At 72.8% G+C, this 24,414-nt stretch carries 23 protein-coding genes; 14 read left to right on the forward strand and 9 right to left on the reverse strand.

The features are described 5' to 3' along the window. Window positions 1-9: 9 nt before the first annotated feature. A complete protein-coding gene (locus ACZ7LV_RS00640; RefSeq protein WP_471934619.1) occupies window positions 10-2,049 on the reverse strand; it encodes a bifunctional aldolase/short-chain dehydrogenase in 2,040 nt (679 codons plus the stop codon). A gap of 116 nt (window positions 2,050-2,165) precedes the next feature. Beyond that, window positions 2,166-3,332 (reverse strand): L-rhamnose isomerase, encoded by a 1,167-nt coding sequence (gene rhaI, locus ACZ7LV_RS00645; protein WP_471934620.1) that lies wholly within the window; start codon window positions 3,330-3,332, stop codon window positions 2,166-2,168. Window positions 3,333-3,593: 261 nt separating this feature from the next. On the opposite strand from rhaI, the gene ACZ7LV_RS00650 reads away from it, so the two are divergent. The 10 genes from ACZ7LV_RS00650 to ACZ7LV_RS00695 all read left to right on the forward strand — a co-directional run bounded on the left by ACZ7LV_RS00650 (window position 3,594) and on the right by ACZ7LV_RS00695 (window position 13,763). Further along, on the forward strand, window positions 3,594-5,108 hold the full coding sequence (locus ACZ7LV_RS00650; RefSeq protein WP_471934621.1) for a sugar ABC transporter ATP-binding protein: 1,515 nt from the start codon (window positions 3,594-3,596) through the stop codon (window positions 5,106-5,108). 91 nt (window positions 5,109-5,199) lie between these two features. Beyond that, window positions 5,200-6,240 (forward strand): ABC transporter permease, encoded by a 1,041-nt coding sequence (locus ACZ7LV_RS00655; RefSeq protein WP_471934622.1) that lies wholly within the window; start codon window positions 5,200-5,202, stop codon window positions 6,238-6,240. Next, window positions 6,233-7,204 carry an ABC transporter permease gene (locus ACZ7LV_RS00660; protein ID WP_471934623.1) on the forward strand — a complete coding sequence of 324 codons (972 nt, stop codon included), beginning with the start codon at window positions 6,233-6,235 and terminating at the stop codon, window positions 7,202-7,204. The genes ACZ7LV_RS00655 and ACZ7LV_RS00660 overlap by 8 nt, the downstream gene beginning before the upstream one ends. Window positions 7,205-7,286: 82 nt before the next feature. Next, a complete protein-coding gene (gene rhaS, locus ACZ7LV_RS00665) occupies window positions 7,287-8,369 on the forward strand; it encodes a rhamnose ABC transporter substrate-binding protein (RefSeq protein ID WP_471934624.1) in 1,083 nt (360 codons plus the stop codon). A gap of 16 nt (window positions 8,370-8,385) precedes the next feature. Next, complete coding sequence (locus ACZ7LV_RS00670) at window positions 8,386-8,706, forward strand: L-rhamnose mutarotase (RefSeq protein ID WP_471934625.1); 321 nt, start codon at window positions 8,386-8,388, stop codon at window positions 8,704-8,706. 91 nt (window positions 8,707-8,797) lie between these two features. Further along, on the forward strand, window positions 8,798-9,835 hold the full coding sequence (locus tag ACZ7LV_RS00675) for a LacI family DNA-binding transcriptional regulator (RefSeq protein ID WP_471934626.1): 1,038 nt from the start codon (window positions 8,798-8,800) through the stop codon (window positions 9,833-9,835). Between the two features lie 157 nt (window positions 9,836-9,992). After that, window positions 9,993-11,294 carry an alpha/beta fold hydrolase gene (locus tag ACZ7LV_RS00680; protein ID WP_471934627.1) on the forward strand — a complete coding sequence of 434 codons (1,302 nt, stop codon included), beginning with the start codon at window positions 9,993-9,995 and terminating at the stop codon, window positions 11,292-11,294. Window positions 11,295-11,330: 36 nt separating this feature from the next. Then, a complete protein-coding gene (locus tag ACZ7LV_RS00685) occupies window positions 11,331-12,074 on the forward strand; it encodes a PIG-L deacetylase family protein (protein WP_471934628.1) in 744 nt (247 codons plus the stop codon). A 41-nt stretch (window positions 12,075-12,115) separates the two neighbouring features. Then, window positions 12,116-12,946 carry a pentapeptide repeat-containing protein gene (locus tag ACZ7LV_RS00690; protein ID WP_471934629.1) on the forward strand — a complete coding sequence of 277 codons (831 nt, stop codon included), beginning with the start codon at window positions 12,116-12,118 and terminating at the stop codon, window positions 12,944-12,946. Window positions 12,947-13,037: 91 nt separating this feature from the next. Beyond that, the gene (locus ACZ7LV_RS00695; protein ID WP_471934630.1) at window positions 13,038-13,763 is read left to right on the forward strand and encodes a DUF2470 domain-containing protein; all 726 of its coding nucleotides are present in this window, start codon (window positions 13,038-13,040) and stop codon (window positions 13,761-13,763) included. Here the strand turns inward: ACZ7LV_RS00695 and ACZ7LV_RS00700 are convergent. From ACZ7LV_RS00700 to ACZ7LV_RS00710, 3 genes are all read right to left on the reverse strand, one after another. Continuing rightward, a complete protein-coding gene (locus ACZ7LV_RS00700) occupies window positions 13,731-14,927 on the reverse strand; it encodes a lactonase family protein (RefSeq protein ID WP_471934631.1) in 1,197 nt (398 codons plus the stop codon). The two genes, ACZ7LV_RS00695 and ACZ7LV_RS00700, sit on opposite strands and share 33 nt — an antisense overlap. A gap of 157 nt (window positions 14,928-15,084) precedes the next feature. Continuing rightward, entirely contained in the window at window positions 15,085-16,338 is a 1,254-nt protein-coding gene (locus tag ACZ7LV_RS00705) for an FUSC family protein (RefSeq protein ID WP_471934632.1), read from the reverse strand. 98 nt (window positions 16,339-16,436) lie between these two features. Then, a complete protein-coding gene (locus ACZ7LV_RS00710; protein ID WP_471934633.1) occupies window positions 16,437-16,931 on the reverse strand; it encodes an FBP domain-containing protein in 495 nt (164 codons plus the stop codon). 238 nt (window positions 16,932-17,169) lie between these two features. On the opposite strand from ACZ7LV_RS00710, the gene ACZ7LV_RS00715 reads away from it, so the two are divergent. From ACZ7LV_RS00715 to ACZ7LV_RS00725, 3 genes are all read left to right on the forward strand, one after another. After that, window positions 17,170-17,625, forward strand: a complete 456-nt coding sequence (locus tag ACZ7LV_RS00715; RefSeq protein WP_471934634.1) for a PPOX class F420-dependent oxidoreductase — start codon at window positions 17,170-17,172, stop codon at window positions 17,623-17,625. A gap of 116 nt (window positions 17,626-17,741) precedes the next feature. Next, window positions 17,742-19,028: an ROK family protein gene (locus ACZ7LV_RS00720; protein WP_471934635.1), complete on the forward strand. Its 1,287-nt coding sequence runs from the start codon at window positions 17,742-17,744 to the stop codon at window positions 19,026-19,028. A gap of 87 nt (window positions 19,029-19,115) precedes the next feature. Next, entirely contained in the window at window positions 19,116-19,373 is a 258-nt protein-coding gene (locus ACZ7LV_RS00725; RefSeq protein WP_471934636.1) for a hypothetical protein, read from the forward strand. A gap of 161 nt (window positions 19,374-19,534) precedes the next feature. Here ACZ7LV_RS00725 and ACZ7LV_RS00730 read toward each other — a convergent pair whose 3' ends face one another. The 3 genes from ACZ7LV_RS00730 to ACZ7LV_RS00740 all read right to left on the reverse strand — a co-directional run bounded on the left by ACZ7LV_RS00730 (window position 19,535) and on the right by ACZ7LV_RS00740 (window position 22,708). Next, on the reverse strand, window positions 19,535-20,563 hold the full coding sequence (locus ACZ7LV_RS00730) for an SDR family oxidoreductase (RefSeq protein ID WP_471934637.1): 1,029 nt from the start codon (window positions 20,561-20,563) through the stop codon (window positions 19,535-19,537). A gap of 320 nt (window positions 20,564-20,883) precedes the next feature. Further along, window positions 20,884-21,549 (reverse strand): HAD family hydrolase, encoded by a 666-nt coding sequence (locus ACZ7LV_RS00735; protein WP_471934638.1) that lies wholly within the window; start codon window positions 21,547-21,549, stop codon window positions 20,884-20,886. 124 nt (window positions 21,550-21,673) lie between these two features. Next, complete coding sequence (locus ACZ7LV_RS00740; RefSeq protein ID WP_471934639.1) at window positions 21,674-22,708, reverse strand: PHP domain-containing protein; 1,035 nt, start codon at window positions 22,706-22,708, stop codon at window positions 21,674-21,676. Between the two features lie 192 nt (window positions 22,709-22,900). Here ACZ7LV_RS00740 and ACZ7LV_RS00745 point away from each other — a divergent pair, with 192 nt between their 5' ends. Next, window positions 22,901-23,137 carry a hypothetical protein gene (locus ACZ7LV_RS00745; RefSeq protein ID WP_471934640.1) on the forward strand — a complete coding sequence of 79 codons (237 nt, stop codon included), beginning with the start codon at window positions 22,901-22,903 and terminating at the stop codon, window positions 23,135-23,137. Window positions 23,138-23,153: 16 nt separating this feature from the next. Here ACZ7LV_RS00745 and ACZ7LV_RS00750 read toward each other — a convergent pair whose 3' ends face one another. Next, the gene (locus ACZ7LV_RS00750) at window positions 23,154-24,383 is read right to left on the reverse strand and encodes a ricin-type beta-trefoil lectin domain protein (RefSeq protein ID WP_471934641.1); all 1,230 of its coding nucleotides are present in this window, start codon (window positions 24,381-24,383) and stop codon (window positions 23,154-23,156) included. Window positions 24,384-24,414 lie beyond the last annotated feature (31 nt).

Raw genomic sequence — 24,414 nt, forward strand, 5'->3', positions numbered from 1 at the left:
CGGCGCCGCTCACCGCAGGAACGCGGCGGCCACGCCGGCGTCGACCGGGACGTGCAGTCCCGTGGTGTGCGTCAGCTCCCCGCCGGTCAGCGCGAACACGGCCGCCGCCACATGCTCGGGCAGCACCTCGCGCTTGAGGAGCGTCCGCTGCGCGTAGAACTCCCCGAGCTTCTCCTCGGGCACGCCGTAGACCGCCGCCCGCTGTGCTCCCCAGCCGCCCGCGAAGATCCCCGAGCCGCGCACGACGCCGTCCGGGTTGACGCCGTTGACCCGGATCCCGTGCTCACCCAGCTCGGCGGCCAGCAGCCGGACCTGATGCGCCTGGTCGGCCTTGGTGGCGGAATAGGCGATGTTGTTCGGCCCGGCGAACACGGCGTTCTTGGAGGCGATGTAGACGATGTCACCGCCCAGACCCTGAGCGGTCATCACCCGCGCCGCCTCCCGGGAGACCAGGAAGGAGCCGCGCGCCATGATGTCGTGCTGGAGGTCCCAGTCCCGCACCGACGTCTCCAGCAGCGGCTTGGAGATGGAGATGCCCGCGTTGTTCACGACCAGGTCGACACCGCCGAAGGCGAGCAGCGCGGCCCGGAACGCCTCGGCGATCTGCTCCTCGGAGGTCACGTCGACGGTCACGGCGACCGCCTGGTCGGGGCCGCCCAGTTCCTCGGCGACCCGCGCGGCGCCCGCGGCGTCGAGATCGGCCACCACCACACACGCGCCCTCGGCCACCAGCCGGTGCGCGATCGCCCGGCCGATCCCGCTGCCCGCGCCGGTCACCAGCGCCACCCGCGTCGCGAGCGCCCGGGGCTTCGGCATCCGGCGGAGCTTGGCCTCCTCCAGAGCCCAGTACTCGATCCGGAACTTCTCCGCCTCCTCGATCGGCGCGTACGAGGACACGGACTCCGCGCCGCGCATCACGTTGACGGCGTTGACGTAGAACTCGCCGGCGACCCGGGCCGTCTGCTTGTCCTTGCCGAAGCTGAACATGCCGACCCCCGGCACCAGGACGACGGCGGGGTCGGCGCCGCGCATGGCGGGGGAGTCGGGCAGGGCGTGCCGGGCGTAGTAGGCGGCGTACTCCTCCCGGTAGGCGGCGTGCAGTTCCCGCAGCCGTGCGACGGCCTCGTCCAGCGGCGCGGTCGGCGGCAGGTCGAGGACCAGGGGCCGGACCTTGGTGCGCAGGAAGTGGTCGGGGCAGGAGGTGCCGAGCGCGGCGAGCCTCGGGTGCTCGGCGCGCGCGAGGAAGTCGAGCACGACGTCGGAGTCGTCGAAGTGCCCCACCTGCGGCCGGTCCTGCGAGGCGACGGCGCGGACGTACGGCGCCAGCGCGGCCGCCCGCTCCCGCCGCGCGTCCTCGGGCAGCGCCTCGTACCCCTCGACGACCGGGCCGAACGGCTCGGGCCTGCCCCGCTCGGCGAGGAACGCCTCCGCGGTCCGGATGATGTACAGCGAGTTGCGCTCGCACTCCTCGGCGGTGTCGCCCCAGGCGGTGATGCCGTGCCCGCCCAGGATCACGCCGACCGCCCGGGGGTGGTCCGCCTTGACGGCGGCGATGTCCAGGCCGAGCTGGAACCCGGGCCGTCGCCACGGCACCCACACCACGCTGTCCCCGAAACACTCGGCGGTCAGCTTCTCGCCGTCCGCCGCGCAGGCCAGCGCGATCCCGGAGTCGGGGTGCAGGTGATCGACGTGCGCGCAGTCCACGAGCCCGTGCATCGCCGTGTCGATGGAGGGCGCGGCGCCCCCCTTGCCGTGCAGGCAGTAGTCGAACGCAAGGACCATCTCGTCCTCCCGCTCGACCCCGGGATACACCTCGACGAGCGCGAGGAGCCGGTCCAGGCGCAGCACCGCCAGCCCGGACTCGGTGAGCGTCCCGAGATCGCCCCCGGAACCCTTCACCCACATCAATTCCACCTCACCCCCGGTCACGGGATCGGTCGCGGTGCCTTTGGCGGACGCGTTGCCCCCGGCGAAGTTGGTGTTGCGGGGGTCGGAGCCGAGCCGGTGGGAGCGGGCGAGCAGGGCGGCGGCCTCGGGGTGGGTCGACATGGATGTCCGGTCCTTTCAGGAAGAGGTGCGGGTGTCGTGCCTTCGAGGGGCGCGGGGAACTGCGCGACCGGCCACACACGGCCCGCACCCCGCGAGGAACAGCACCGGGCGGACGCTCACGCGCCCCATCCGGCCTGCTGTCCGCCGACGCGCTCGGCGACGATCTTCTCGGCCCACCCGGACCGGGCGTACGCGGCCTGCGGATCGGCGTCGAGTCCCATCTCCTGCCGCACCTCACGGAGCAGCGGCCGCACATCCGTGTTGTAGGCGTCCATCAGCACGGCGTTGGCCCCGAGCACGTCCCCGGCCCGCTGCGCGGCCGTCAGCGCGTCCCGGTCGACCAGCAGCGCCTTCGCCGTGGCCTCCTGCACGTTCATCACCGAGCGGATGATCGCCGGGATCTTCGCCTCGATGTTGTGACACTGGTCGAGCATGAACGCGACGCCGGACCCGGCGTCGATCCCGCCCCCGCGCACGACCTCGTACATGATCCGGAACAGCTGGAACGGGTCCGCCGCCCCCACCATCAGGTCGTCGTCCGCGTAGAAGCGGGAGTTGAAGTCGAAGCCCCCGAGCCGCCCCTCGCGCAGCAGCGTCGCCACGATGAACTCGATGTTGGTCCCGGGCGCGTGATGCCCGGTGTCGACCACGACCTGCGCCTTCGGCCCGAGCTTGAGGCAGTGCGCGTACGCCGTCCCCCAGTCCGGCACGTCCGTCGTGTAGAAGGCGGGCTCGAAGAGCTTGTACTCCAGCAGCATCCGCTGCTCCTCGCCGAGGCGCCCGTACACCTCGGCGAGCCCCTCCGCGAGCCGGTCCTGCCGCTCGCGCACATCGTCCTGTCCCGGGTAGTTCGTCCCGTCGGCGAACCACAGCTTCAGATCCCGTGACCCGGTGGCGTCCATGATGTCGACGCACTCCAGCAGGTGATCGACGGCCTTGCGCCGCACCTTGGCGTCCGGGTGGCAGATGCTGCCGAGCCGGTAGTCGTCGTCCTGGAAGGTGTTGGAGTTGATCGCGCCCAGCCGCACCCCGCGCTCCTCGGCGTGCTGCGCGAGCGCCGCGTAGTCCTCGACCCGGTCCCACGGGATGTGCAGGGCGACGGTGGGGGCGACACCGGTGAACTCGTGCACCTTCGCCGCGTCGTCCAGTTTCTCGCGCGGATCGCGGGGCACGCCCTGCTGGGCGAAGACCTTGAACCGGGTCCCCGAGTTGCCGTACGCCCACGACGGCGTCTCGACTGCCTGGGTCCTGAGCGCGGCCTTCACCGCGGCGAGATCGCTCACTGCTGGGCTCCTGTTGCTTCACGGCGTGATGAAACGATTCAGACCCGCAAGCTATGAGCCCTTCACGGGGGTGTCAAGCGGTCAGGGCGACCCTGTTTCCGTGAATTCTTGCTGGCCCTCGGCCATCAAAAACTTTTCGCCACCCACCCATTGACGTGACGCTCTCGGCCCGCCTAACGTCCCGGCAATCCAGTTGAAACCTTTCACGACATGGTCCGGGCCGCCTCGCCGTCCGCGCGCCGCGTCGTCGAGGAGCCCCTCATGACCCACCCGTCCGACACGGGGCCGGCCCCGGTAGTGGCGCTCAAGGGCATCTCCAAGTCCTTCGGCGCGGTCCGCGCCCTGCGGGACGTGTCCCTGGAGCTGTACCCCGGAGAGGTGCACGCCCTCGCCGGTGAGAACGGCGCGGGCAAGTCGACCCTCATCAAGACGCTCGCCGGGGTGCACCGGCCGGACGCCGGCCAGGTGCTGCTCGACGGCGAGCCCGTCGTCCTGCACGGCCCCGGCGACGCCCGTGACGCCGGTATCGCCGTGATCTACCAGGAACCCACGCTCTTTCCCGACCTGTCGATCGCCGAGAACATCTTCATGGGCCGCCGGCCCCGGCGCTCGCTCGGCCGCATCGACCACAAGGCGGTCCACGCGGCGACGCTGGACCTGATGCGGCGTCTGGGCGTCGCACTCGACCCCGACCGCCCGGCCCGCGGACTGTCCATCGCCGACCAGCAGATCGTGGAGATCGCCAAGGCGCTCTCCTTCGACGCCCGCGTGCTGGTCATGGACGAGCCGACGGCCGCGCTCACCGGCAGTGAGGTGGCCCGCCTCTTCGGCGTCGTGCGCACGCTCCAGGAGCAGGGCGCCGCGATCCTGTTCATCTCGCACCGCCTGGAGGAGATCTTCCGGATCGCGCGCCGGGTCACCACCCTGCGCGACGGGGCCTGGATCGCCTCCGAGCCCCTCGACGGCATGACCGAGGACGACCTGGTGCGCCGGATGGTCGGCCGCGACCTCGACGAGCTCTACCCCAAGCAGGACGTCCGCCCCGGCGAGGTCGCCCTGAGCGTGCGCAGGCTGACCCGCGAGGGAGTCTTCACCGACGTCTCCTTCGAGGTGCGCAGCGGCGAGATCGTCGGACTCGCGGGCCTTGTCGGCGCCGGGCGCACCGAGGTCGCGCGGACCGTCTTCGGCATCGACCGCCGTGACGCCGGCGAGGTCGAGGTGGACGGGCGGGCGCTGCTCAACGGCGCCCCTTCCGCCGCGATGGCCGCCGGACTCGCCCTCGTTCCCGAGGACCGGCGCGCCCAGGGCCTGGTGATGGGCATGTCCATCGAGCGCAACATCGGCCTGACCGGTCTGCGCACCACCGTCAGGGCCGGCCTGATGGACCGCGGCGCCGAACGCAGCCGCTCGCTCGACTGGGCCGTCCGGCTCCAGGTCAAGTACGCCCGGATCGCGGACGCCGTCGCCACGCTGTCCGGCGGCAACCAGCAGAAGGTCGTCCTCGCCAAATGGCTCGCGACCCGGCCGAAGGTGCTGATCGTCGACGAGCCGACCCGTGGCATCGACGTCGGCACCAAGGCGGAGGTGCACCGGCTGCTGTCCCAACTGGCGGCCGACGGCGTGGCCGTGCTGATGATCTCCTCCGACCTGCCCGAGATCCTCGGCATGGCCGACCGCGTGCTGGTGATGCACGAGGGCCGGCTCACCGCCGAGATCCCCCGCGCGCAGGCCACCGAGGAGAGCGTGATGGCCGCGGCGACCGGGAGGGCCGCGTGAGCGAGGCACGCGCGGCGGCCGGCCGCCGCACCACCACGACGCCCGTCCCCGCCCGCCACCCGGGCGAAGAAACGAACAGGAGGGGCACCGCATGACGGTGACCACCCCGCCGCCGGCCCCCGTCGCCGAGGTGCCGAGGTCGAGCGGCACCCGCCTGGTCGACCGCGTCTTCAAGATGCGCGAACTCGCCATCCTCGTGGTCTTCCTGGTGATGATCGCCGTCACCCAGGCGGGCAACAGCGCGTTCCTGTCCGAGCAGGGCGTCAAGGACCTGCTGCTCAACGCGACGATCCTGGTCCTGGTCGCCACCGGTCAGTCCCTCGTCGTCATCACCCGCAACGTCGACCTGTCCGTCGGCTCCACGCTCGGCATCAGCGCCTTCGCCGCCGGCACCTACCTCCAGGGCGGCGGGTCCCCCGTGGTGGGCGTGCTGCTGGCGGTGCTGACGGGCATCGGCTTCGGCCTGCTCAACGGCCTGCTGGTCAGCCTCGGCCAGGTACCCGCGCTGGTGGTCACCCTGGGCACGCTCTACATCATCCGCGGCATCGACTCCCTCTGGGTCGGCTCCCGTCAGATCACCGCCGCCGACCTGCCCGGCGGATTCGTCGACTTCGGCTCCGGCGGCATCTCGGCGGTGCCCTACCTCGCGCTGATCGCCCTCGTGGTCCTGGTCGCCACGGCCTACTACCTGAGGCACTACGGCGGTGGCCGGGAGCTGTACGCGCTCGGCTCCAACCCCGAGGCCGCCCGGCTCGCCGGCATCCCGGTCAGGAAGCGGATCCTGGCCGCGTACACCTTCTGCGGTGCGCTCGCCGGGCTGGCCGGCGCCCTGTACCTGGCCCGGTTCGGCAACGTCGACTCCGGCACCGGCAGCGGCTACGAACTCACGGTCGTCAGCGCCGTCGTCGTCGGCGGCGTCGTCTTCACCGGCGGGTCCGGCAGCGTCTACGGCGCGGCCCTGGGCGCACTGCTGCTGACCTCGATCAACAGTGTGCTGCCCGCGCTCGGCGTCAGCTCGGTCTGGGTGCTCGCGATCAACGGCATCCTGCTCATCCTCGCCATCGCCGTGGACCGTGTGGTCGCCCTGCGTGTGGCGTCCGCCCTGAAGAAGAGGAACGCCCGCCATGCCTGAGTCGTTGACGCGCGCCGTCCGCTGGGACACGGTCGTCGGCGCCCTGCTGATCGTCGTCCTGCTGCTGTCGTTCGGCTTCGTCGACGGCTTCGGGAACGCGCTGAACCTGTCGTTCCTCATCGGCAACACGCTGCCCATCGCGCTGATCGCGCTGCCGATGACGCTGCTCGTCGTCTCCGGCGAGATCGACCTGTCCGTCGCCTCCACCGCCGGGCTGTCCGGCGCGGTGATGGGCGCCCTGTGGAACCAGGGCATGACCATCGAGACGATCATCCCGCTGTGCCTGCTGCTCGGCGTGGTCTGCGGGCTGGTCAACGGCCTGCTCGTCACCCGGCTCGGGCTTCCGTCGCTCGCCGTCACCATCGGCACCCTCGCCGCGTACCGGGGCATCGCGCAGATCGTGCTCGGCTCGGACGCGGTGACCGACTTCCCCGCCCCGTACCTGGACTTCGCGGCGGGACGGATCGGCGACACCTTCCTGCCGTACGCCCTCCTGCCGTTCCTCGTGCTGCTGGCGATCGCCGTGGTCACGCTGCACGCCACGCCGTTCGGGCGGTCCCTGTTCGCGACCGGCGCGAGCGCGGAGGCGGCGCGGTTCGCCGGAATCAGGGTGAAGCGGCAGAAGCTGATGCTGTTCACGATGACGGGGCTGATGGCGTCGCTCACCGGGATCTTCTGGGCGCTGCATTACGCGAGCGCGCGCTATGACAACGCCACGGGTCTCGAACTCTCCGTCGTCGCGGCGGTGTTGCTCGGCGGAATCGACTTCGACGGTGGAAAGGGGACGCTCGGCGGAGCGCTCGCCGGGGTCTTCCTGCTCGGCGCGATGCAGAACGTCATGAGCCTTCAGGACGTCTCCGCGCAGTCCCAGATCGTCGTCACCGGTGTGTTGCTCGTTCTCTCCGTCCTCGGGCCGCGGGTGGCCCGGCAGATCGCCGTCGTGCGTGCTCGATCGTCCGGCTGACGGTTGCCCGTGGCTGGTCGCGCGGTTCCCCGCGCCCCTGAAGGGGCGCTTCACCTCACCTTCGTGCAAAGGAACTCCCCTCATGCGTAGTTCATCCCTCCGCCGTACCTGCGCGGCCCTCGCCGCCGTCACCTCTCTCGCTCTCGCGGTCACCGCCTGCGGCGGCACGACCAAGGAGGACGTCAAGGACGAAGGCGCCTCCGCGGCCACCGCCGGCAAGGCGGACCCGAACGCCGAGCTCAAGAAGGGCCTGACCGTGGGCTTCCTGCCCAAGCAGGTCAACAACCCCTACTTCACCAGCGCCGACAAGGGCGGCGAGGCGGCACTGAAGGAGCTGGGGTCCGGCTACAAGGAGGTCGGCCCTTCCAGCGCCACCGACACCTCCGGCCAGGTCTCCTACGTCAACACGCTCACCCAGCAGCAGGTCGACGCGATGGCCGTCTCGGCGCAGGACCCGGGCGCCCTGTGCACCGCGCTCAAGCAGGCCATGAGCAACGACATCAAGGTCGTGACGTACGACTCCGACACCAAGCCCGAGTGCCGCAACGCCTTCGTCTCGCAGGCGTCCGCCGAGGACCTCGGCCGCACCGAGGTGCAGCTGCTCGCCGAACAGATCGACTACAAGGGCGAGATCGCGATCCTGTCCGCCGCGCAGACCGCGACCAACCAGAACACCTGGATCGAGTTCATGAAGGAGGAGCTCAAGGACCCCAAGTACAAGGACATGAAGCTGGTCAAGATCGCCTACGGCAACGACGACGCGCAGGCGTCCTTCCAGCAGACCCAGGGGCTGCTCCAGGAGTACCCGAACCTCAAGGGGATCATCTCCCCGACCACCGTCGGCATCAAGGCCGCCGCCCAGTACCTGTCCGGCTCGAAGTACAAGGGCAAGGTCAAGCTGACCGGCCTCGGCACCCCCAACGACATGCGCAAGTACGTCAAGAACGGCACCGTCGAGGCCTTCGAGCTGTGGGACCCGGCGAAGCTCGGCGAACTGGCCGCCCGTACCGCGGTCGCGCTGGTGTCGGGCCAGATCACCGGCAAGGAGGGCGAGACCTTCACGGCCGGCGCCATGGGCGAGTACACGATCGGCGCGGACGGCGTGATCAGCCTCGGCAAGCCCACGGTGTTCGACGCCGACAACATCGACCAGTACGACTTCTGACCGCCGGAGGCCGTCGATGCAGCGCGTGTGCTTCGTGCTGAAGGTCCGGGCGGACCGCCTCGACGAGTACCGCGAGCGCCACGCCGCCGTGTGGCCCGAGATGCGCGACGCGCTCTCGGCCACCGGCTGGCACAACTACTCGCTCTTCCTGCGCGAGGACGGTCTGCTCGTCGGCTACCTGGAGACCGAGGACTTCGCCGCCGCCCGCGCCGGGATGGAGGCCACCGAGGTCAACGCCCGCTGGCAGCGGGAGATGGCGCCGTTCTTCGAGTCGCCGGACGGCACCCTGCCCGACCGGGCGATGACACCCCTCGGTGAGGTCTTCCACCTCCCCTGAGCCACGGTGTGATCGCCGTTGTCCCGCCTCGGCGTGCGGGTAGTGTGAAGCCCTTCCCGTCGCCGCTCGTTCTCCTGGAGGTCGCTGCCCGATGGCCCAGTCGGTGGGTATCAAGGACGTCGCCCGCGCCGCCGGCGTGTCCGTGGGCACGGTCTCGAACGTCATCAACCGGCCGGAGTCGGTGGCCATCGAGACGCGGGCGCGCGTGCAGTCGGCCATCGACCGGCTCGGCTACGTCCGCAGCGAGTCCGCGCGCCAGTTGCGCGCGGGCCGCAGCAGGATCATGGGCCTGCTCGTCCTCGACATGGGCAACCCCTTCTTCGTCGACGTGGCCCGCGGCGCCGAGCGGGCCGCCCGCCAGGCCGGCCTGGGCGTGATGGTCTGCAACAGCGCCCAGGACGCCTCGGAGGAGGCCGACTACCTCTCGCTCTTCGCCGAGCAGCGGGTGCGCGGCGTCCTGCTCACCCCGGCCGACGCGACCGGGCGCAACATCGAGAGCTTCCGCCGGCACAACATCCCCTTCGTCCTCGTCGACCGGGTGGCGCAGGGCGCCACCGAGTGCTCGGTCTCCGTCGACGACGTGGCGGGCGGTGCCCTCGCGGTACGCCATCTGGTGGAGGCCGGGCACCGCTCCGTCGCCTACGTCAGCGGACCCCCTGGCCTGACCCAGGTGCGCGACCGCCGCACGGGTGCGCTGAACGCCCTGGCCGAGGCGGGCCTGGGCCCCGAGGCGTTGCGCGAGCTGCCCACCGAGCGGCTCGACGTCGCCGCCGGCCGGGACGCCGGTGCCCGGCTGCTCGGCCTCGCGGACCGCCCGGGGGCCGTCTTCTGCGCCAACGACCTGCTCGCGCTCGGCGTCCTCCAGGCGCTGTACGCGGCGGGCGTGAGCGTCCCCGACGACCTCGCCCTCGTCGGCTACGACGACATCGAGTTCGCCGCCGCGGCCGCCGTACCCCTCACGTCCGTGCGCCAGCCGGCCGTCACGATGGGCGCACTCGCCGCCGAACTCCTGCTGGAGGAGACGGAGGCGCAGACCGGGGCCCCGAACGGCGTGCCCCGGCACGAACACCGCCGGGTCGTGCTCCAGCCGGAGCTGGTGGTCCGCCGCTCCAGCCTGCCGGGCCGCTGAACGGCCGCGCTGACCGGGCGTTCAGCACCACCGCGATCCGGCCACTGAACCGTCGTTCAGCGGCCGTTCATGATCCCCGGCGGTGGCGGCCGGCCGGTGATGTGCTGAACTGGGACGCGGCCGCACCCTCGTCACCGTCGTCACCCCGGGAGCCCTGTTGAGCGCCAGCTACCGCCAGCCCGGCGTCGTCCTCACCGACCGCCGCTTCACCGTGCCCCTCGACCACGACGACCCGGCGGGGGAGACCATCGAGCTCTACGCCCGTGAGGTCGTCGCGAGTGACAAGACGGGGCAGGACCTGCCCTGGCTGCTCTACCTCCAGGGCGGCCCCGGCTTCGGGGCGAATCGTTTCGTCGGAAAGCAGGCCTGGCTCGGCCGGGCCCTGAAGGAGTACCGCGTCCTCCTTCTCGACCAGCGCGGCACGGGCCACTCCACGCCCGCGAGCCGCCAGACGCTGCCGCTGCGCGGCGGCCCCGCCGAACAGGCCGCCTACCTCACGCACTTCCGCGCCGACGCGATCGTGCGCGACTGCGAGGCCGTCCGGCCCGAGGTCACCGGCGGCGCGCCCTGGACCGTGCTCGGCCAGAGCTTCGGCGGATTCTGCACCGTGCACTACCTCTCGACCGCACCCGAGGGCCTGGCCACCGCCCTGATCACCGGCGGCCTGCCGTCCCTCGACGCGCACGCCGACGACGTCTACCGCGCCGCGTACCCGCGCGTCGAGCGCAAGGTCGCCGCCCACTACGCCCGCTACCCGCAGGACGTCGAGCGGGCCCGCCGGATCGCCGACCACCTCCTCAGTCACGACGTGGTGCTGCCGAACGGCTACCGGTTCACCGTCGAGGCCTTCCAGTCCCTCGGCATCGTCCTCGGCGGCAGCGAGGGCAGCCATCGGCTGCACCACCTCCTGGAGCACGCCTTCGTACGCACCCCGCGGGGCGCGGCCCTCTCCGACGCGTTCCAGGAGGAGGTCCAGGGTCTGCTGTCGTACGCCGGGCACCCGCTGTACGCGCTCGTCCACGAGGCCTGCTACGGCCAGGACCACCGCCCGACCGCCTGGTCGGCCGAACGGATCCGCGCGGACTTCCCGCAGTTCGACGCCGGCAAGGCGCTGACCGGCGACGGACCGCTGCTCTTCACCGGAGAAACGATCCACCCCTGGATGTTCGACTGCGACCCGGCGCTGCGCCCGCTGCGCGAGACCGCCGAACTCCTCGCCGCCCACACCGGCTGGCGGCCGCTGTACGACCCCGCGCGCCTGGCCGCCAACGAGGTGCCGGTCGCGGCCGCCGTCTACCACGACGACATGTACGTCGACACGGCCCACTCGCTGGAGACCTCCCGTGCCGTCCGCGGCCTGCGCACCTGGGTCACCGACGAGTTCGAGCACGACGGCGTGCGGGCCGGCGGCCCACGGGTCCTGGACCGGCTGCTGGCCCTGGCCCGTGACGAGGTCTGACGCCAAGGGGCCCTGGCCACGGGCTAGTCTGCGCGCATGACCGAGCCGACGCCCCCTCAGCTTGAGCCCATGCCCGACGACTGGCAGCGCGCCCTGGCCGTCGTGGCGCACCCGGACGACCTCGAGTACGGCTGCTCGGCGGCCGTCGCCGCCTGGACGGACGCCGGCTGCGAGGTGACGTACGTCCTGGCCACCCGCGGCGAGGCGGGCATCGACACGCTGGAGCCGGGGGAGTGCGGCCCGCTGCGCGAGCGTGAGCAGCGGGCGAGCGCGGAGGTCGTCGGGGTCACGGCGGTCGAGTTCCTCGACCACCGTGACGGTGTCATCGAGTACGGCACCGCCCTGCGCCGGGACATCGCCGCCGCCATCCGCCGGCACCGGCCCGAACTGGTCATCACCCTCAACCACCGGGACACCTGGGGCGGCGTCTCCTGGAACACCCCGGACCACGTGGCCGTGGGCCGGGCCACGCTCGACGCGGCGGGCGACGCCGGCAACCGGTGGATCTTCCCGGAACTGGTCGCGCAGGGGCTGGAGCCGTGGAACGGCGTCCGCTGGGTCGCGGTCGCCGGCTCCAGCAGCCCGACCCACGCCGTGGACGCCACGCCCGGAATGGAGCGCGCGGTGCACTCCCTGCTCGCCCACCGCACGTACATCGAGGCGCTGACGCAGCAGGATCCGGAGACGTACGTACGGGAGTTCCTGACCGGATACGCGCACCGGACGGGGGAGCGGTTCGCGGGACGGCCGGCGGTCGCCTTCGAGCTGTTCACCCGCTAGCACGCGACGAGAGGCGCCGGGACGGTCATTAGGCTGATGGTATGCACGATCATCCCGGCGACCTCACCGACCTGCGCGGAGACTGCGCGAACTGCTTCGGGCTGTGCTGCGTGGCCCTGCCCTTCACCGCCTCGGCCGACTTCGCGTTCGACAAGGCCGCCGGGAAACCCTGCTCCCACCTCCAGGGCGACCACCGCTGCGGGATCCACACCGAACTGCGGCAGAAGGGCTTCACGGGCTGCACGGTCTACGACTGCTTCGGCGCCGGGCAGCGCGTCTCGCAGATCACCTTCGCCGGGCAGGACTGGCGGACCGCCTCCCGGGAGCACGCCCGCCTGATGGCCGAGGTGTTCCCCGTCGTGCGGCAGTTGCACGAGCTGCTGCGGTACCTCACCGAGGCCCTCGCGCTGCCCGCCGCCCGGCCGGTCCACGCCGCCGTGCGCGACGCCCTGGAGGAGACCGAACGGCTGGCAGGGCAGACGCCCCAGGAACTCGCCGCGCTGGACGTCGGACCCCACCGGCAGCGGGTGGACGTCCTGCTCCTGAGGACCAGCGAGCTGGTCCGGGCCCGGACCCGGGGCCGGGGGAAGAACCGCCGGGGCGCGGACCTGGTGGGGGCCCGGCTCGCGGGCGCCGAGCTGCGGGGCGCGAACCTGCGCGGCGCCTGTCTCATCGCCGCCGACCTGACCGGCGCCGATCTGCGCGGTGCCGACATGATCGGCGCGGACCTGCGCGACGCCGACCTCACCGACGCCGATCTCACCGGGGCGTTCTTCCTGACCCAGCCGCAGGTCGACGCGGCCCGGGGCACGGCGGGCACCGCACTGCCGCGGACGGTGTCCCGGCCCGCGCGCTGGACGCCCCTGCACTGACGCACGGGGGAACCGGAGGGCCCCCGCTGGTTGGCGTGCGCCTGGATCTTCGATAGGTTAGGTGAGCCTTACCTAATAAGGAGGAACTGGGATGGGTGACAGCCAAGCCTGGGCGGCCGTGCCCGCCGCGGCGGAACAGGCCCGGTCGGTGCTCGCCGGCTCGTGGTCGTGCGCGGTGGCCGCGGAGGGCGTGCGCGAGGAACTCGTCGGCGCGCACACCGTGGCGGAGGACGGCCGGATCGTCCTGCACGTGCCGGAGGACAGCGCCCTGCTCGCGGCCACCCTCTGCGCTCCCCGGGGCGAGCCGTCCGCCGTCCTGGAGTTCGCCGACGTCGCGCCCGTCCCGATGCGCAACCGCATCCGCGCCCGGCTCTGGCTGGCCGGTTTCTTCACCCTCCAGGAGGGCCACCTGGCCTTCGAGGCCACCCGGGTGGTGCTGCGCCGGCCGTCCGGCGCCGTGGTGATCGACCTCGACGACTTCGCCGCCGCCGCGCCCGACCCGCTGGCCGGAGCCGAGGCCAGGCTGCTGACGCACCTCGCCGAGGCCCACCCCGACGCGGTCGAGAGGCTCACCCGGCTGGTCGAGCCGGGCAACCTGCACGGCGTGGTGCGCGTCCAGCCGCTCGCCGTCGACCGGCACGGCCTGACGCTGCGCATCGAACGCCGCCGCGCCCACGGCGACGTACGCCTGCCCTTCCACACACCGGCCGACGGGGTCGCGCAGCTCACCGAACGCATGCATGTGCTGCTCGCGCAGGCGAGCGCCGCCTCCTGCCCCCGCGCGCTACAGCGGCAGCGCACAGACGGCGACGGGTGAGGCGAACGGCTCACCGGCGAGCCGCAGTTCGCCGCTGCCGCCGTCCACATGGAAGACGCTGACGCTGCCGGAGCGCTGGTTCGCCGCGAACAGCAGCCGTCCGTCGGGCGAGAAGGCGATCTGCCGGGGGAAGTCGCCCCCGACGGCGACCGTGCCGAGCAGCCGCAGCCGGGCGCCGTCGCCCTCCACCGCGTAACGGGCCAGGCTGTTGTGGCCCCGGTTGGCGAGGAACGCGTACGAGCCGTCCGCGGTCACCAGGATCTGCGCCGGGTAGGAGGTGCCCCCACCGGTCCCGGTGGGCTGCGGCTCGCCGATCGTCAGGCGCCCCGTCGCCGGTTCGTAGGCGCAGACGGCGACCGTGTCGTCGAGTTCGTTCGCGAGATAGGCGTACCGGCCGCCGGGGTGGAAGGTGAGGTGCCGCGGGCCCGCCCCCGGCCGGGTGCGCGCCTGGGCGACCTCGCGCAGCGTGCCCTGGCGCTCGTCCAGGCGGTAGGTGTGGACGGTGTCGGTGCCCAGGTCGACGGCGAGGACGTGACCGCCGTCCGGGCTCGTGACGACCTGGTGGGCGTGCGGGCCGTCCTGGCCGGGGCCCGGCCCCGGACTCGTGTGCGGGACGAGGTCGGTGCGCTCGCCGAGCGCGCCCGAGGACCCGATCGGGTGCACGGCGACGCTGCCGGAGGTGTAGTGGGCGCTGAGCAGCCAGCGTCCGCTCGGGTGCACGGACAGATGGCAGGGCGCCGCGCCGCCGGTGCCGCGGCTGCCGAGGATCGCGCGGTCGGCGGTCCGGACGGCGGTCACGGCGCCGTTCTCCCGCTCGCTCACCGCGTACAGCGTGCGGCCGTCCGGATGCACGGCCAGATAGGACGGGTCGGCCACCCCGGTGAGCGTCCCGGTCCCGGTGATGCGGCCCGTCACCGGATCGTAGGTCGCCAGGCCGATGCCCCGGCCGCCGCCCTCGACGGACGTGTAGGTGCCGATGTAGAGCGGGCGGGGGCCGGACGGCCTGGCCGCCGCCGTCGGGGTGCCGCGCTCGGCGGCGGCCTCGGGTGTCCTGGCGGCGGGCCGTGTCCCGCAGGCGGCCGACACGGGCAGCGCCGCGCCCGCGACCGCCCCGACGAAGCGCCGCCTGCTCCAGCCGCCGGCCGCCCGCGCGTGCCCGTTCATCTGTGCACCTCAGCTCGTCGTCCGCACCAGGACTCGTCGGTGGTCCCGCGCGTGACAGCCACCTTCGCGCGGATCACCCGCCAAGTGCAAGAACGGCAACAGCCGTTGCGCGGCATGCAAGAACGGCCCGCCGCCGTCCGTCCGGCACCGGCCCTTGTCACCAGGAGCGCCCGCCGGCGCCGGTGCGGTTCCGCCACAGCTGCTCCTGGACGCCGAGGCGTTCGCGCAGCCGGGTCAACCGCGGCATGCGCTCGCGCTGCTCCCGCGTGTGGCGGTCCAGCTCCTCCAGGAGCCGGCGCGAGCGGTGCTCGGTGTCGAGTTCGTCGAGGATGCGGTTGACCTCCGTGAGGACCGCGCCGTGGAGCTGCCACTCGTGGCTGTCCCGCCGGACCTCCTCCAGCAGCATCTGGGCCAGCTTGTCCCGGGTGGCCGCCGCCGTCTGGAGCTCGGCGGCCAGCCGGTCCTCGGCCGACTCGGCGCTGGCGCTGACGCTGCTGGTGACCAGCACCGCGAAGCTCACCACCGCGTCGCCGATCTCCGACAGCAGCTGTTCGACGACTTTCCCCGTCTCGCCCTCGAACAGGGTCCGCGGGTCACGCGCCTTCGCCAGGTCCGTGAGGGTGCGCGTCAGGACCCGCAGGACCACGGTGCAGATCTCCAGGGTGTCCAGCCCCGTGCGCAGCACCACCCGGTTCAGCAGTCCCTCCCGCACCCGCGGGTTGAACCGCAGACTGTCCTCGGCCTGCCGCAGCGCCGCGTCGACCTGCACGATGTCGTGGTCGAGCCGGCGGGCCTCGTGCAGGCGCTCCGCCGCGTACTCGACGGGGGTGCGGCCTCCGGCCTCCTCACCGACCCGCAGCATCAACTGCCGCATGCGCCGGGCCAGCCCCTCGATCGACGCGCCGGCCTCACCCACCCACACCGGCGGTGCCAGCAGCAGATTGCAGGACAGGCCGACGACCGCGCCGATCAGCGTCTCCACGATCCGCGCCCAGGCGGTGTCGCCGACGGTGGTGACACCGAGCACCAGCATGGCGCTGATCGCCACCTCCGGCACGTATTCGTGGACCCGGACGAGATGCCCCACGGCCAGCGCCGCCAGGATCACCAGGGCGAGGCTCCACCAGGTCAGGCCGACCAGCAGGCTGAAGGCGATCGCCACCAGCACGCCGGCCACCACCGAGTTCACCCGGCGGATGCCGTTGGTGAGCGTGGCGTAGAGGGTCACCTGGACGACCAGCAGCGCGGTCAGCGGCGCCGTCAGGGGCGCGGCCTCGGGGCTCAGACGCAGCGCGATGACGTACGCGAGGGTCGCCGCGAACGTCGACCGCAGGGTCTGGACGACCACGGGGTCCCGTCGCCATTTCCGCAGGCGGGCGCGGTGGGCCGGCCAGTCTCGTTCAACTCGCATCCCTTGGCCTGTTCCCCGTCACCTGCGGCATCGAACGTCACGCCGGTATCGTCCGGCCCACGGCGCGGCGGCGCGTGCGGGCGCGGCCCGCCACCGCCTCAGTCGGTCAGCCTGTCGAGGAACGCGGACAGGTTGCCGCGGGTCCGGGCGATCTGTTCCGCCGGCGTCAGGCTCTCCTCGAAGCGCGCCCCGGACTCCGAGATCTTCTTGCCGCGGACGTAGAGCGAGCAGGCGAGGTCCGCGCACATGTACAGGCCGACGGAGTTGCCCTCGCGGCCCGCCGCGCCGGCCTTGCGGGCCGTCATCAGGCAGACGCCGCCCCGGGGATGGCCCGTCAGACACAGGGAGCACAGGCTGCGGTGCAGATAGCCGCGCTGCGGGGGCGGGAAGCGCAGGGTGATCCCGATGAGCCGCCCCCGCTGTTCGGCCACCAGGTAGCTGCGGTCGGGCGCCCCGGGATCGCGCCAGCCCAGGAAGTCCAGATCGTCCCAGGGCCGGTCGGCGAGGTCGCGGGGGACGGCCAGCCGCTTGGCCTCGCCCTTGGAACAGTTGATGAAGGATTCACGGATGTCCTGCTCGGTGAGCGCTTGCACGAGGTGCCTCCTGGGGGGCGCCGGGCACGGCCTCCGGAACGCCGGAGCCATGACCGTAAGCTAGTGGTCCTAGGTTTTTGCCTAGCTTAGATAGGCTGAACGGGGTGGAGCCACTGGTTTTCCCGTCCGCCGACCGCGCCTGGGCCGTGCCGCTCTCGCCGCCCGTCGCCGGATCGGCGGGCAGCGACTAGCTTGAGGGGCGGACGGTGTCCGTCGAACGGAGCCGGAAGGGGCGTGCGTGTCGTTCACCGAGGAAGAGATCGCCTATCTGAGAGCGCAGCCGCTGGCCCGCCTCGCCACGCTCGGGGCGGGGGAGCAGCCGGACGTGATGCCGGTGGCGCTGGAGTACGACGGGACCCACTTCTGGGTCGGCGGGGGCCCGACCGTCGTGCGCACCCGCAAGGTCCGCAACGTGGTCGCGGGGCGGCGCAGGGTCGCCTTCGTCGTGGACGACATGATCTCCTTCGACCCCTTCGTCGCCCGGGGGATCCGCGTGTACGGCGAGGCGGAGGGGCCCTTCGAGCGCGTCGGCATGGTGGGGCCGGGCCACTATCTGCGCATCACCCCGTCGGACTCCTGGAGCTGGAACATGGCGGGGGATCCGGTGGGTGACGCCTGGTACGGGGCCCGGCGGGCCGTCCACGCCCGGCCCGCCGCGCCCGACGGGCCTGCCGGTCCCGACGGGGCGTACTGATCACCATCTGATCTCCGCACCGCTTAGCTCATACCCTGAATTAAGGGTTGGAGTAATATCCCCTGGGTGGCCCGGCCGGTTGTGTCGCCGGTCGGGCAGGGTTCGGAAGGAGCCACATGGCGGGGCGGAACGGGCGCACGGTGCGTGACCTCAGGCGGGCCAACCGGACCGCGGTGCTGCAACGGCTGTACTTCGACGGACCGCTCAGCCGCTTCGAGCTGGGCCCGGCGACCGGCCTGAGCTCGGGGTCGGTCAGCAACGTCGTCGCCGACCTGGTCGCCGACGGTCTGGTCGAGGAGGCCGGCAGCGTCGACTCCGACGGCGGCCGCCCGCGCACGCTGCTGCGGGTGGCGCCCGGCAGCGGCCACATGATCGGTGTCGACGTCGGCGAGACCCGGGTGCGCATCGAGCTGTTCGACCTCACCCTCACCGAACTCGCCCGTGCCGAACGGCCGCTGGAACACCAGCGGTACGACGTCGAGGTGATCGTCGGCCACATCCGCGACGGCATCACGGAGGTGCTCGCCGCCGCGGACGTGGCCCCCGAGCAGTTGCTCGGCGTGGGGATCGGCGTCCCCGGCATCGTCGAACGCACCCCGGACCGGGGCGCCGTCGTGCACGGCCAGACGATCGGCTGGGAGGCGGTCCCGCTGGAGGCGCTGCTCCGCTCCACCTCCCGCCTCCCGGAGGGCGCCGCGTACTTCATCGACAACGGCGCCAAGACGCTCGGCCAGGCCGAGATGTGGTTCGGCGGCGGGCGCGGCGCCCGCAACGCCGTCGTCGTCCTGTTCGGCTCCGGTGTCGGCGCCTGTCTGGTCACCCCGGAGGTGGACCACGGGCGGGCCGTCGAGTGGGGCCATCTGACCGTACGGGTCAGGGGGCGCCGCTGCCGGTGCGGGGCGCTCGGCTGTCTGGAGGCCTACGCGGGCGCCGAGTCGCTGCTGGAGCGCTGGCGCGAGGAGGGCGGGCAGCCGCCCGACGGCACCGACGAGGAGACCGCGCTGACCGCGATGCTGGCCGCCGCGTACCCGTCCGGAGGCGACGCCGACCCGGTGGCGCTCGCCGTGCTGGAGGAGACCGCCGAGTACCTGGGCGCCGGGCTGTCCGACCTGATCAACCTGTTCCAGCCGGAGCGGATCCTCATCGGCGGCTGGGCGGGCCTCCAGCTCGGCGCCGGGTTCCTGCCCGCCGTACGCCGGCACGCCGTGGCGTACGCCCTGCGGCATCCCGCGGAGAAGGTCACCGTCGAGCTGGGCAGGCTCGGACCCGACGCGGTCACCGTCGGGGCGGCGATCCTGCCGCTGGCCGACTTCTTCGCCCGCGGCGGCCGCCGCCCCGAGCCCGCGCCCGAGGGGCCGACCCCGGCCTGGCGGGCGGTGCTGGAGGAGCGCGCCCCGCACTGACCTCGCGGCGGCGTGCGGGACGGCGGTTTCGCCGCCCCTTGGGGAGGTACTCGCGTGTGCTCCGGACGCCCACGAAGGGAGCACGCCGTGACCGACCATCGCCATGAGGAGCCGGGCCGCAGCCCCGACCCCGTGCCGCGTGACCTGCCCGACCAGCAGGCGGCGACGGACGAGGAGGACGCCCTGGAGGTGTCCCCCTCCGGGAAGGACCGCGCCGACGAGGGCGCTCAGGGGGACGCCGCCGACGTGCCGGACACCGACGAGGCGGGAACGGGCAGGCAGGGGGCCCCGCAGCCCGCCACGGTCCACCCCGAGCACCCGACACCGGACGAGTCCCCGGACTGAACGCGCCCGGGCCCCGCGAGGGCGGCCCGGCGTCGGGCACGGCCCCCGGGGCTGATCAGCTCCGCCCGCGCCGCCGCGCGCACCTTACGGCCCGGGCTTTCCGGGCGCTCGGCTCCGGCGGATTCCCCGTGGGGGCAGCACACCCCCCGGTGCGGGGCCGGTCAGCCGACCTTGCGGCCTCGCATCGGTTCCGTGTGGGCGCCCGCGCCCTGCTGGAGGCCGTGCAGGAACTCCTCGATCACCTCGGGCGCCGTCCGCGTCGGGTGCCAGTCCAGTTCTGTGCGGGCGCGCGTGCAGTCCATCAGCGGCAGCCGCAGCACCGCGTCGAAGAGGTGCGGAGAGGCCGGCAGGAGATGCAGCCCCCACGCCGCGGCGATCGCCGAGCGGGCCGCGGTCCGGGGCAGCCGTACCGGGCGGCTGCCGAGCAGCTCGGCCAGCAGTGCGGCGTCGACCGGCGGATCGGCGGCGAGGTTGAAGGCGCCCCGCACGTCCGACCCCACCGCCTGCCGGTACGCCCTGGCCGCGTCGTCGGTGTGCAGCGCCTGCACCCGCAGACCCGGGATGTCCGGCAGGAACGGCAGCAGCTCGGGACGCGCCAGCGGCCCCGGCAGGAACTTGCCGGCGAAGATCCGCCGCTGCTCGCTCGCCGACTCCCGCTTGAACAGGAACGCCGGCCGCATCCGCACCACGCGGACCCCGGGATGGTCCCGCTCGAAGGTGTCCAGGGCGCGTTCCAGATAGGCCTTCTCCCGGCAGTACGCGGCGTCCGGCCAGCCGTGCGTCGGCCAGGACTCGTCCACGGCGTGGTCCTTGGGCCCCGGTGAGTACGCGCCCACCGAGGAGGCGTGCACGAGGGTGGGCACGCCCGCGGAGGCGGCCGCGTCGAACACCCGTATGCTGCCCAGCACGTTGGTGCGCCAGGTGCGTGCGGGATCGTGCGTCGGCTGGAAGGCCCAGGCCAGATGGATCACGGCGTCGGCGCCGAGGAACTCCTTGACGAGATCGGCCTGTTCGGAGGCGACGTCGACCGCCGCCCACTCGGTCTTCGGCGGCGACCACGCGGGAAGCCGGCGTGCCAGCCCTCGCACCGACCCGACCTGCGGATCCTCGGACAGGAGACGCACCACGCTGGTACCCACGTTGCCCGTGGCACCCGTGACCACGATCCTGCTGCCCGCTTCGATGCTCACGTCGGTCTCCTCTCGGGCGTATGCCAGTGGTGGAGCGCTCCGAGTACCCGGCCACGACGGCCCGCACGCCCACGCGAGGGCAGGGCCGTGACAAAAGAGAGCCCCGACCGGACGGGGGATTCCGGTCGGGGCCGCGTGTGGGTGGGCGCGGATGGCGGTCGCCTCTCGGCGAAAGGCTCCACAGGGCTTCAGCCGAACGATCGTCCCTGTGGGCAAAAGGTGAGGCCCGGGGACACTGTCCCATCCGCACCCACGTGTGGTTCAACGGGCAACCGCCCCCGGGTGTTCCACCACGCCCACCGGGACGGGCGTGACCTCCGTCACCCGGCCGTACCGCCGCCGAGTTCCGGAAGGGACGCCAGCAGGTGCGCGGGGTCGTCGTAGACGGCGTCCGCCCCGGCCTCCTCCAGGTCGGCCCGGGGGATCCCGCCGCACAGCACGCCCACGCACCGCACCCCGGCCCGGCTGCCGGCCTGCATGTCCCACACGGTGTCGCCGACGAACACCGCGCGCTCGGCCGGTACACCGGCGAGTTCCAGCGCCTGCTCGACGGGCTCAGGCGCGGGCTTGCCCTGCTCGACGTCGTCGGCACTCGCCGTCGCCGTGATCGCCTCGTCCGCGTCGATCGCGCGGCGCAGCGCGCTCAGTTCGGCGCCGCCCGCCGAGGTCGCGAGGACCACGGCCCAGCCGTCCCGGTGCAGCCGGCGCAGCAGCCGCCCGGCGTCGGCCAGCGCGGGCAGCCGGTCGAAGTACTGCCCGTAGAGGACCTTGTGGGCGGTGCTCAGCTCGTCGTCGCGGTCCTTGTCCCGGTCGTCGCCGAGCAGATGCGCGATCAGGTCCGAGGAACCCAGGCCCACCGCCCGGTGGATGGCGTGCGTCGGGACCCGGTGCCCCGCCTGCCGGAATGCCTCCCACCAGGTCACGACATGCAGATGATTGGTGTCGACGAGCGTCCCGTCGACGTCGAACACGGCGGCGCGATCCATGGTGTCCCTTCCGCTCCCTTCCTCACCGGCCCCCCGTCGGGCTCCGTCGGCTCCGGTCGGTCCACTCGTCGGTCCCTGCCGGCCGCCCGGGTACCACGGGGGCGGCCCGGTAAGCGAGGCGGCCTCATCCCACCCCGGCCGGCACCCGCCCCTCCCGTGTCCAGGCCAGCAGTTCACCGGCCGACCAGGTGGTCACGACGCGTTCCGCGGGGACGCCGCACTCCTCGGCCCGGGCACAGCCGTTGATCTGCCAGTCCAGCTGCCCCGGAGCGTGCGCGTCCGTGTCGATCGACAGCAGCACACCGGCCGCCACCGCCCGGCGCAGCAGCCGGCGGGGCGGATCGAGGCGTTCGGGGCGGCTGTTGATCTCCACCGCGGTGCCGGACTCGGCGCACGCGGCGAACACCTCGTCCGCGTCGAACTCCGACTCCGGTCGCCCCCGCCCGGTCACGAGCCGCCCGGTGCAGTGCCCGAGGATGTCGGCGTGCGGATCGCGCACCGCCCGCACCATGCGGCGGGTCATGGCGCGCGCGTCCATGCGCAGCTTGGAGTGCACGGACACCACGACCACGTCCAGCCGCGCCAGCAGCTGCGGATCCTGGTCGAGCGAGCCGTCGTCCAGGATGTCGCACTCGATGCCGGTGAGCAGGCGGAACGGTGCCCAGGTCTCGTTCAGGGCGGCCACCACGTCCAGCTGCTCGCGCAGCCGCTCGGCCGACAGCCCGCGGGCCACGGTGAGCCTCGGGGAGTGGTCGGTCAGCGCCGTCCACTCGTGGCCGAGCGCCGCGGCGGTCCGGCCCATCTCCTCGATCGGGCTGCCGCCGTCCGACCAGTCGGAGTGCACATGGCAGTCCCCGCGCAGCCGCGCGAGCAGTGCCGCACCGCCGCGTTCCGGCCGCTCCCGTCCGGACTCGGCCTCCAGCTGTGCCAGGTACCCCGGCACCTGCCCGGCCAGTGCCTCCCGCACCACCTGCGCGGTCTTCGGGCCGATGCCCTTGAGGGACTCCAGCGACCCCGCCGCCACCCGCGCCCGCAGCTCGGGTGCGGGCAGCTCGGACACCACACGGGCGGCGGTGCGGAAGGCGCGGACGCGGTACGTCGGCGCCAGCGACCGCTCCAGCAGGAAGGCGATCCGGCCCAGTGCGTCGACGGGATCCATCGCCACCTCCTCCGGGTCACCCTCCAGGGTTCCCCAGCCGCACGGGGGCCGCACGGCGGCACCGGGTGTTTCGCCGGGCGCACGGCGGGGAAGCGCCCGGCGGCGGCGCCCCCGCGCCGCCTGGGCCCGGGGCGCCGCCACCGGCCACCGCACAACGGTCGCGATGGCCGGATCCGCTCTACGCTCTATGTCATGACCGAAATCGCGAGCCCCTACATCTCCCATCCGCGGATCATGGTGCTCGGCGTCCAGCCCGGCAGCCCCCCGTTTCGCATCATGGAGATCGACGGTGAGGTGGTCGGTGCGGCGCGCGCCGTCACCGACGTCCTGGAGACTGCCGCCGCCTTCGGCATCACCGTCCACGACCTGGACGACCCCGACGTGGTCCGCTGGGTCGGCGGCGACAAGTTCCACTGGACCCCGCGTTAGGGCCGGACCTCGCGGGTCAGCCGACGGTCCACTTCTGGTTGGCGGCGCCGGTGCAGGTCCAGATCTGCAGCCGGGTGCCGTTGGCCGCGTTGTTGCCACTGACGTCGAGACACTTGTCGGCCTGCGGATTGACGATGTCGCGTGCCCCGGTGACCACCCATCTCTGGGCGGCGGAACCGTTGCAGTCCCACAGCTGGACGACCGTGCCGTCCGCGGTGCCGCCGCTCGCCACGTCCAGGCACTTGCCGAGCGCCCGGATCGTGCCGTCGCCGCCCACCGCCCACTGCTGGGCCGCGCTGCCGTTGCAGTCGTAGAGCTGGACGGGGGTGCCGTTGGCGGAACTCGCCCCGGCGACGTCCACGCACTTGCCGGCCAGGCCCCGGATCGCTCCGCCCGTGGGGGAGTCACTGGTGGACACCGTCACGTGGTCCACCACCAGCTGCTGCGGGAAGACCGTCGAGCCGTTCGGGTCGCCCGGCCAGTAACCGCCGACCGCCAGGTTGAGGATCAGGAAGAACGGCTTGTTGAACACCCAGGACCGCCCGCCGAGGTCGGCGGGGGTACGGCGCTGGTACACGTTGCCGTCCACGGACCAGGTGATCGAGTCGGGCGCCCAGTCGACGGCGAAGGTGTGGAAGCCGTCCGCGAAGGCCTGCCCGTTCGGCAGCGAGTACGCCGCGCCGATGCCGCCGGCGCCGGAGTAGCCCGGGCCGTGGATCGTGCCGTGCACCGTGGAGGGCTCGAAGCCGACGTTCTCCATGATGTCGATCTCGCCCGAGTCGGGCCAGTTGACCGGGGTTCCGAGCATCCAGAACGCCGGCCACATGCCCTGTCCGCGCGGGATCTTCATCCGGGCCTCGATGTGCCCGTACTGCGCGGTGAACTTGCCCGCGGTGTTGAGCCGGGCCGAGGTGTACTCGCAACGGCCGTACCAGCACTGGTAGTTCGCCGGGTTCTCCCGCTTGGCGGTGATCACCAGATGGCCCTGGCCGTCGAGGGCGGCGTTGTTGGTGCCGGACGTGTAGTACTGCCGCTCGTGGTTGTTGACGTTGTCGCCGGTCTCGATCTGCCACTTCGAGGAGTTGACCCCCGCACCGGCGGGACCGTCGAACGTGTCGGAGAAGGTCACCGCCTGCGCGCCCGCCGGCTCCGCCTGGGCGGCGGGCGCGGCGACGGCGGCGGAGGCGACGAGTACGGCGGACAGCGCGCCGAGCAGGCATCTGCGGAGCAGTCGTGGGGAAGCCACGGCCTTCCCTTCCGGCGGCGCTCCGCGCACG

This window comes from Streptomyces sp. NPDC107562 (genome assembly GCF_055657325.1).

Coding starts and splice junctions, on each gene's coding strand:
- ACZ7LV_RS00655 (WP_471934622.1), top strand. CDS start 5,200: ATGACGGTGACCACCCCGCCGCCGGCCCCCGTCGCCGAGGTGCCGAGG.
- ACZ7LV_RS00675 (WP_471934626.1), top strand. CDS start 8,798: ATGGCCCAGTCGGTGGGTATCAAGGACGTCGCCCGCGCCGCCGGCGTG.
- ACZ7LV_RS00735 (WP_471934638.1), bottom strand. CDS start 21,549: ATGGATCGCGCCGCCGTGTTCGACGTCGACGGGACGCTCGTCGACACC.
- ACZ7LV_RS00660 (WP_471934623.1), top strand. CDS start 6,233: ATGCCTGAGTCGTTGACGCGCGCCGTCCGCTGGGACACGGTCGTCGGC.
- ACZ7LV_RS00700 (WP_471934631.1), bottom strand. CDS start 14,927: ATGAACGGGCACGCGCGGGCGGCCGGCGGCTGGAGCAGGCGGCGCTTC.
- ACZ7LV_RS00695 (WP_471934630.1), top strand. CDS start 13,038: ATGGGTGACAGCCAAGCCTGGGCGGCCGTGCCCGCCGCGGCGGAACAG.
- ACZ7LV_RS00650 (WP_471934621.1), top strand. CDS start 3,594: ATGACCCACCCGTCCGACACGGGGCCGGCCCCGGTAGTGGCGCTCAAG.
- ACZ7LV_RS00745 (WP_471934640.1), top strand. CDS start 22,901: ATGACCGAAATCGCGAGCCCCTACATCTCCCATCCGCGGATCATGGTG.
- ACZ7LV_RS00640 (WP_471934619.1), bottom strand. CDS start 2,049: ATGTCGACCCACCCCGAGGCCGCCGCCCTGCTCGCCCGCTCCCACCGG.
- ACZ7LV_RS00670 (WP_471934625.1), top strand. CDS start 8,386: ATGCAGCGCGTGTGCTTCGTGCTGAAGGTCCGGGCGGACCGCCTCGAC.
- ACZ7LV_RS00740 (WP_471934639.1), bottom strand. CDS start 22,708: ATGGATCCCGTCGACGCACTGGGCCGGATCGCCTTCCTGCTGGAGCGG.
- rhaS (WP_471934624.1), top strand. CDS start 7,287: ATGCGTAGTTCATCCCTCCGCCGTACCTGCGCGGCCCTCGCCGCCGTC.
- ACZ7LV_RS00720 (WP_471934635.1), top strand. CDS start 17,742: ATGGCGGGGCGGAACGGGCGCACGGTGCGTGACCTCAGGCGGGCCAAC.
- ACZ7LV_RS00690 (WP_471934629.1), top strand. CDS start 12,116: ATGCACGATCATCCCGGCGACCTCACCGACCTGCGCGGAGACTGCGCG.
- ACZ7LV_RS00705 (WP_471934632.1), bottom strand. CDS start 16,338: ATGCGAGTTGAACGAGACTGGCCGGCCCACCGCGCCCGCCTGCGGAAA.
- ACZ7LV_RS00685 (WP_471934628.1), top strand. CDS start 11,331: ATGACCGAGCCGACGCCCCCTCAGCTTGAGCCCATGCCCGACGACTGG.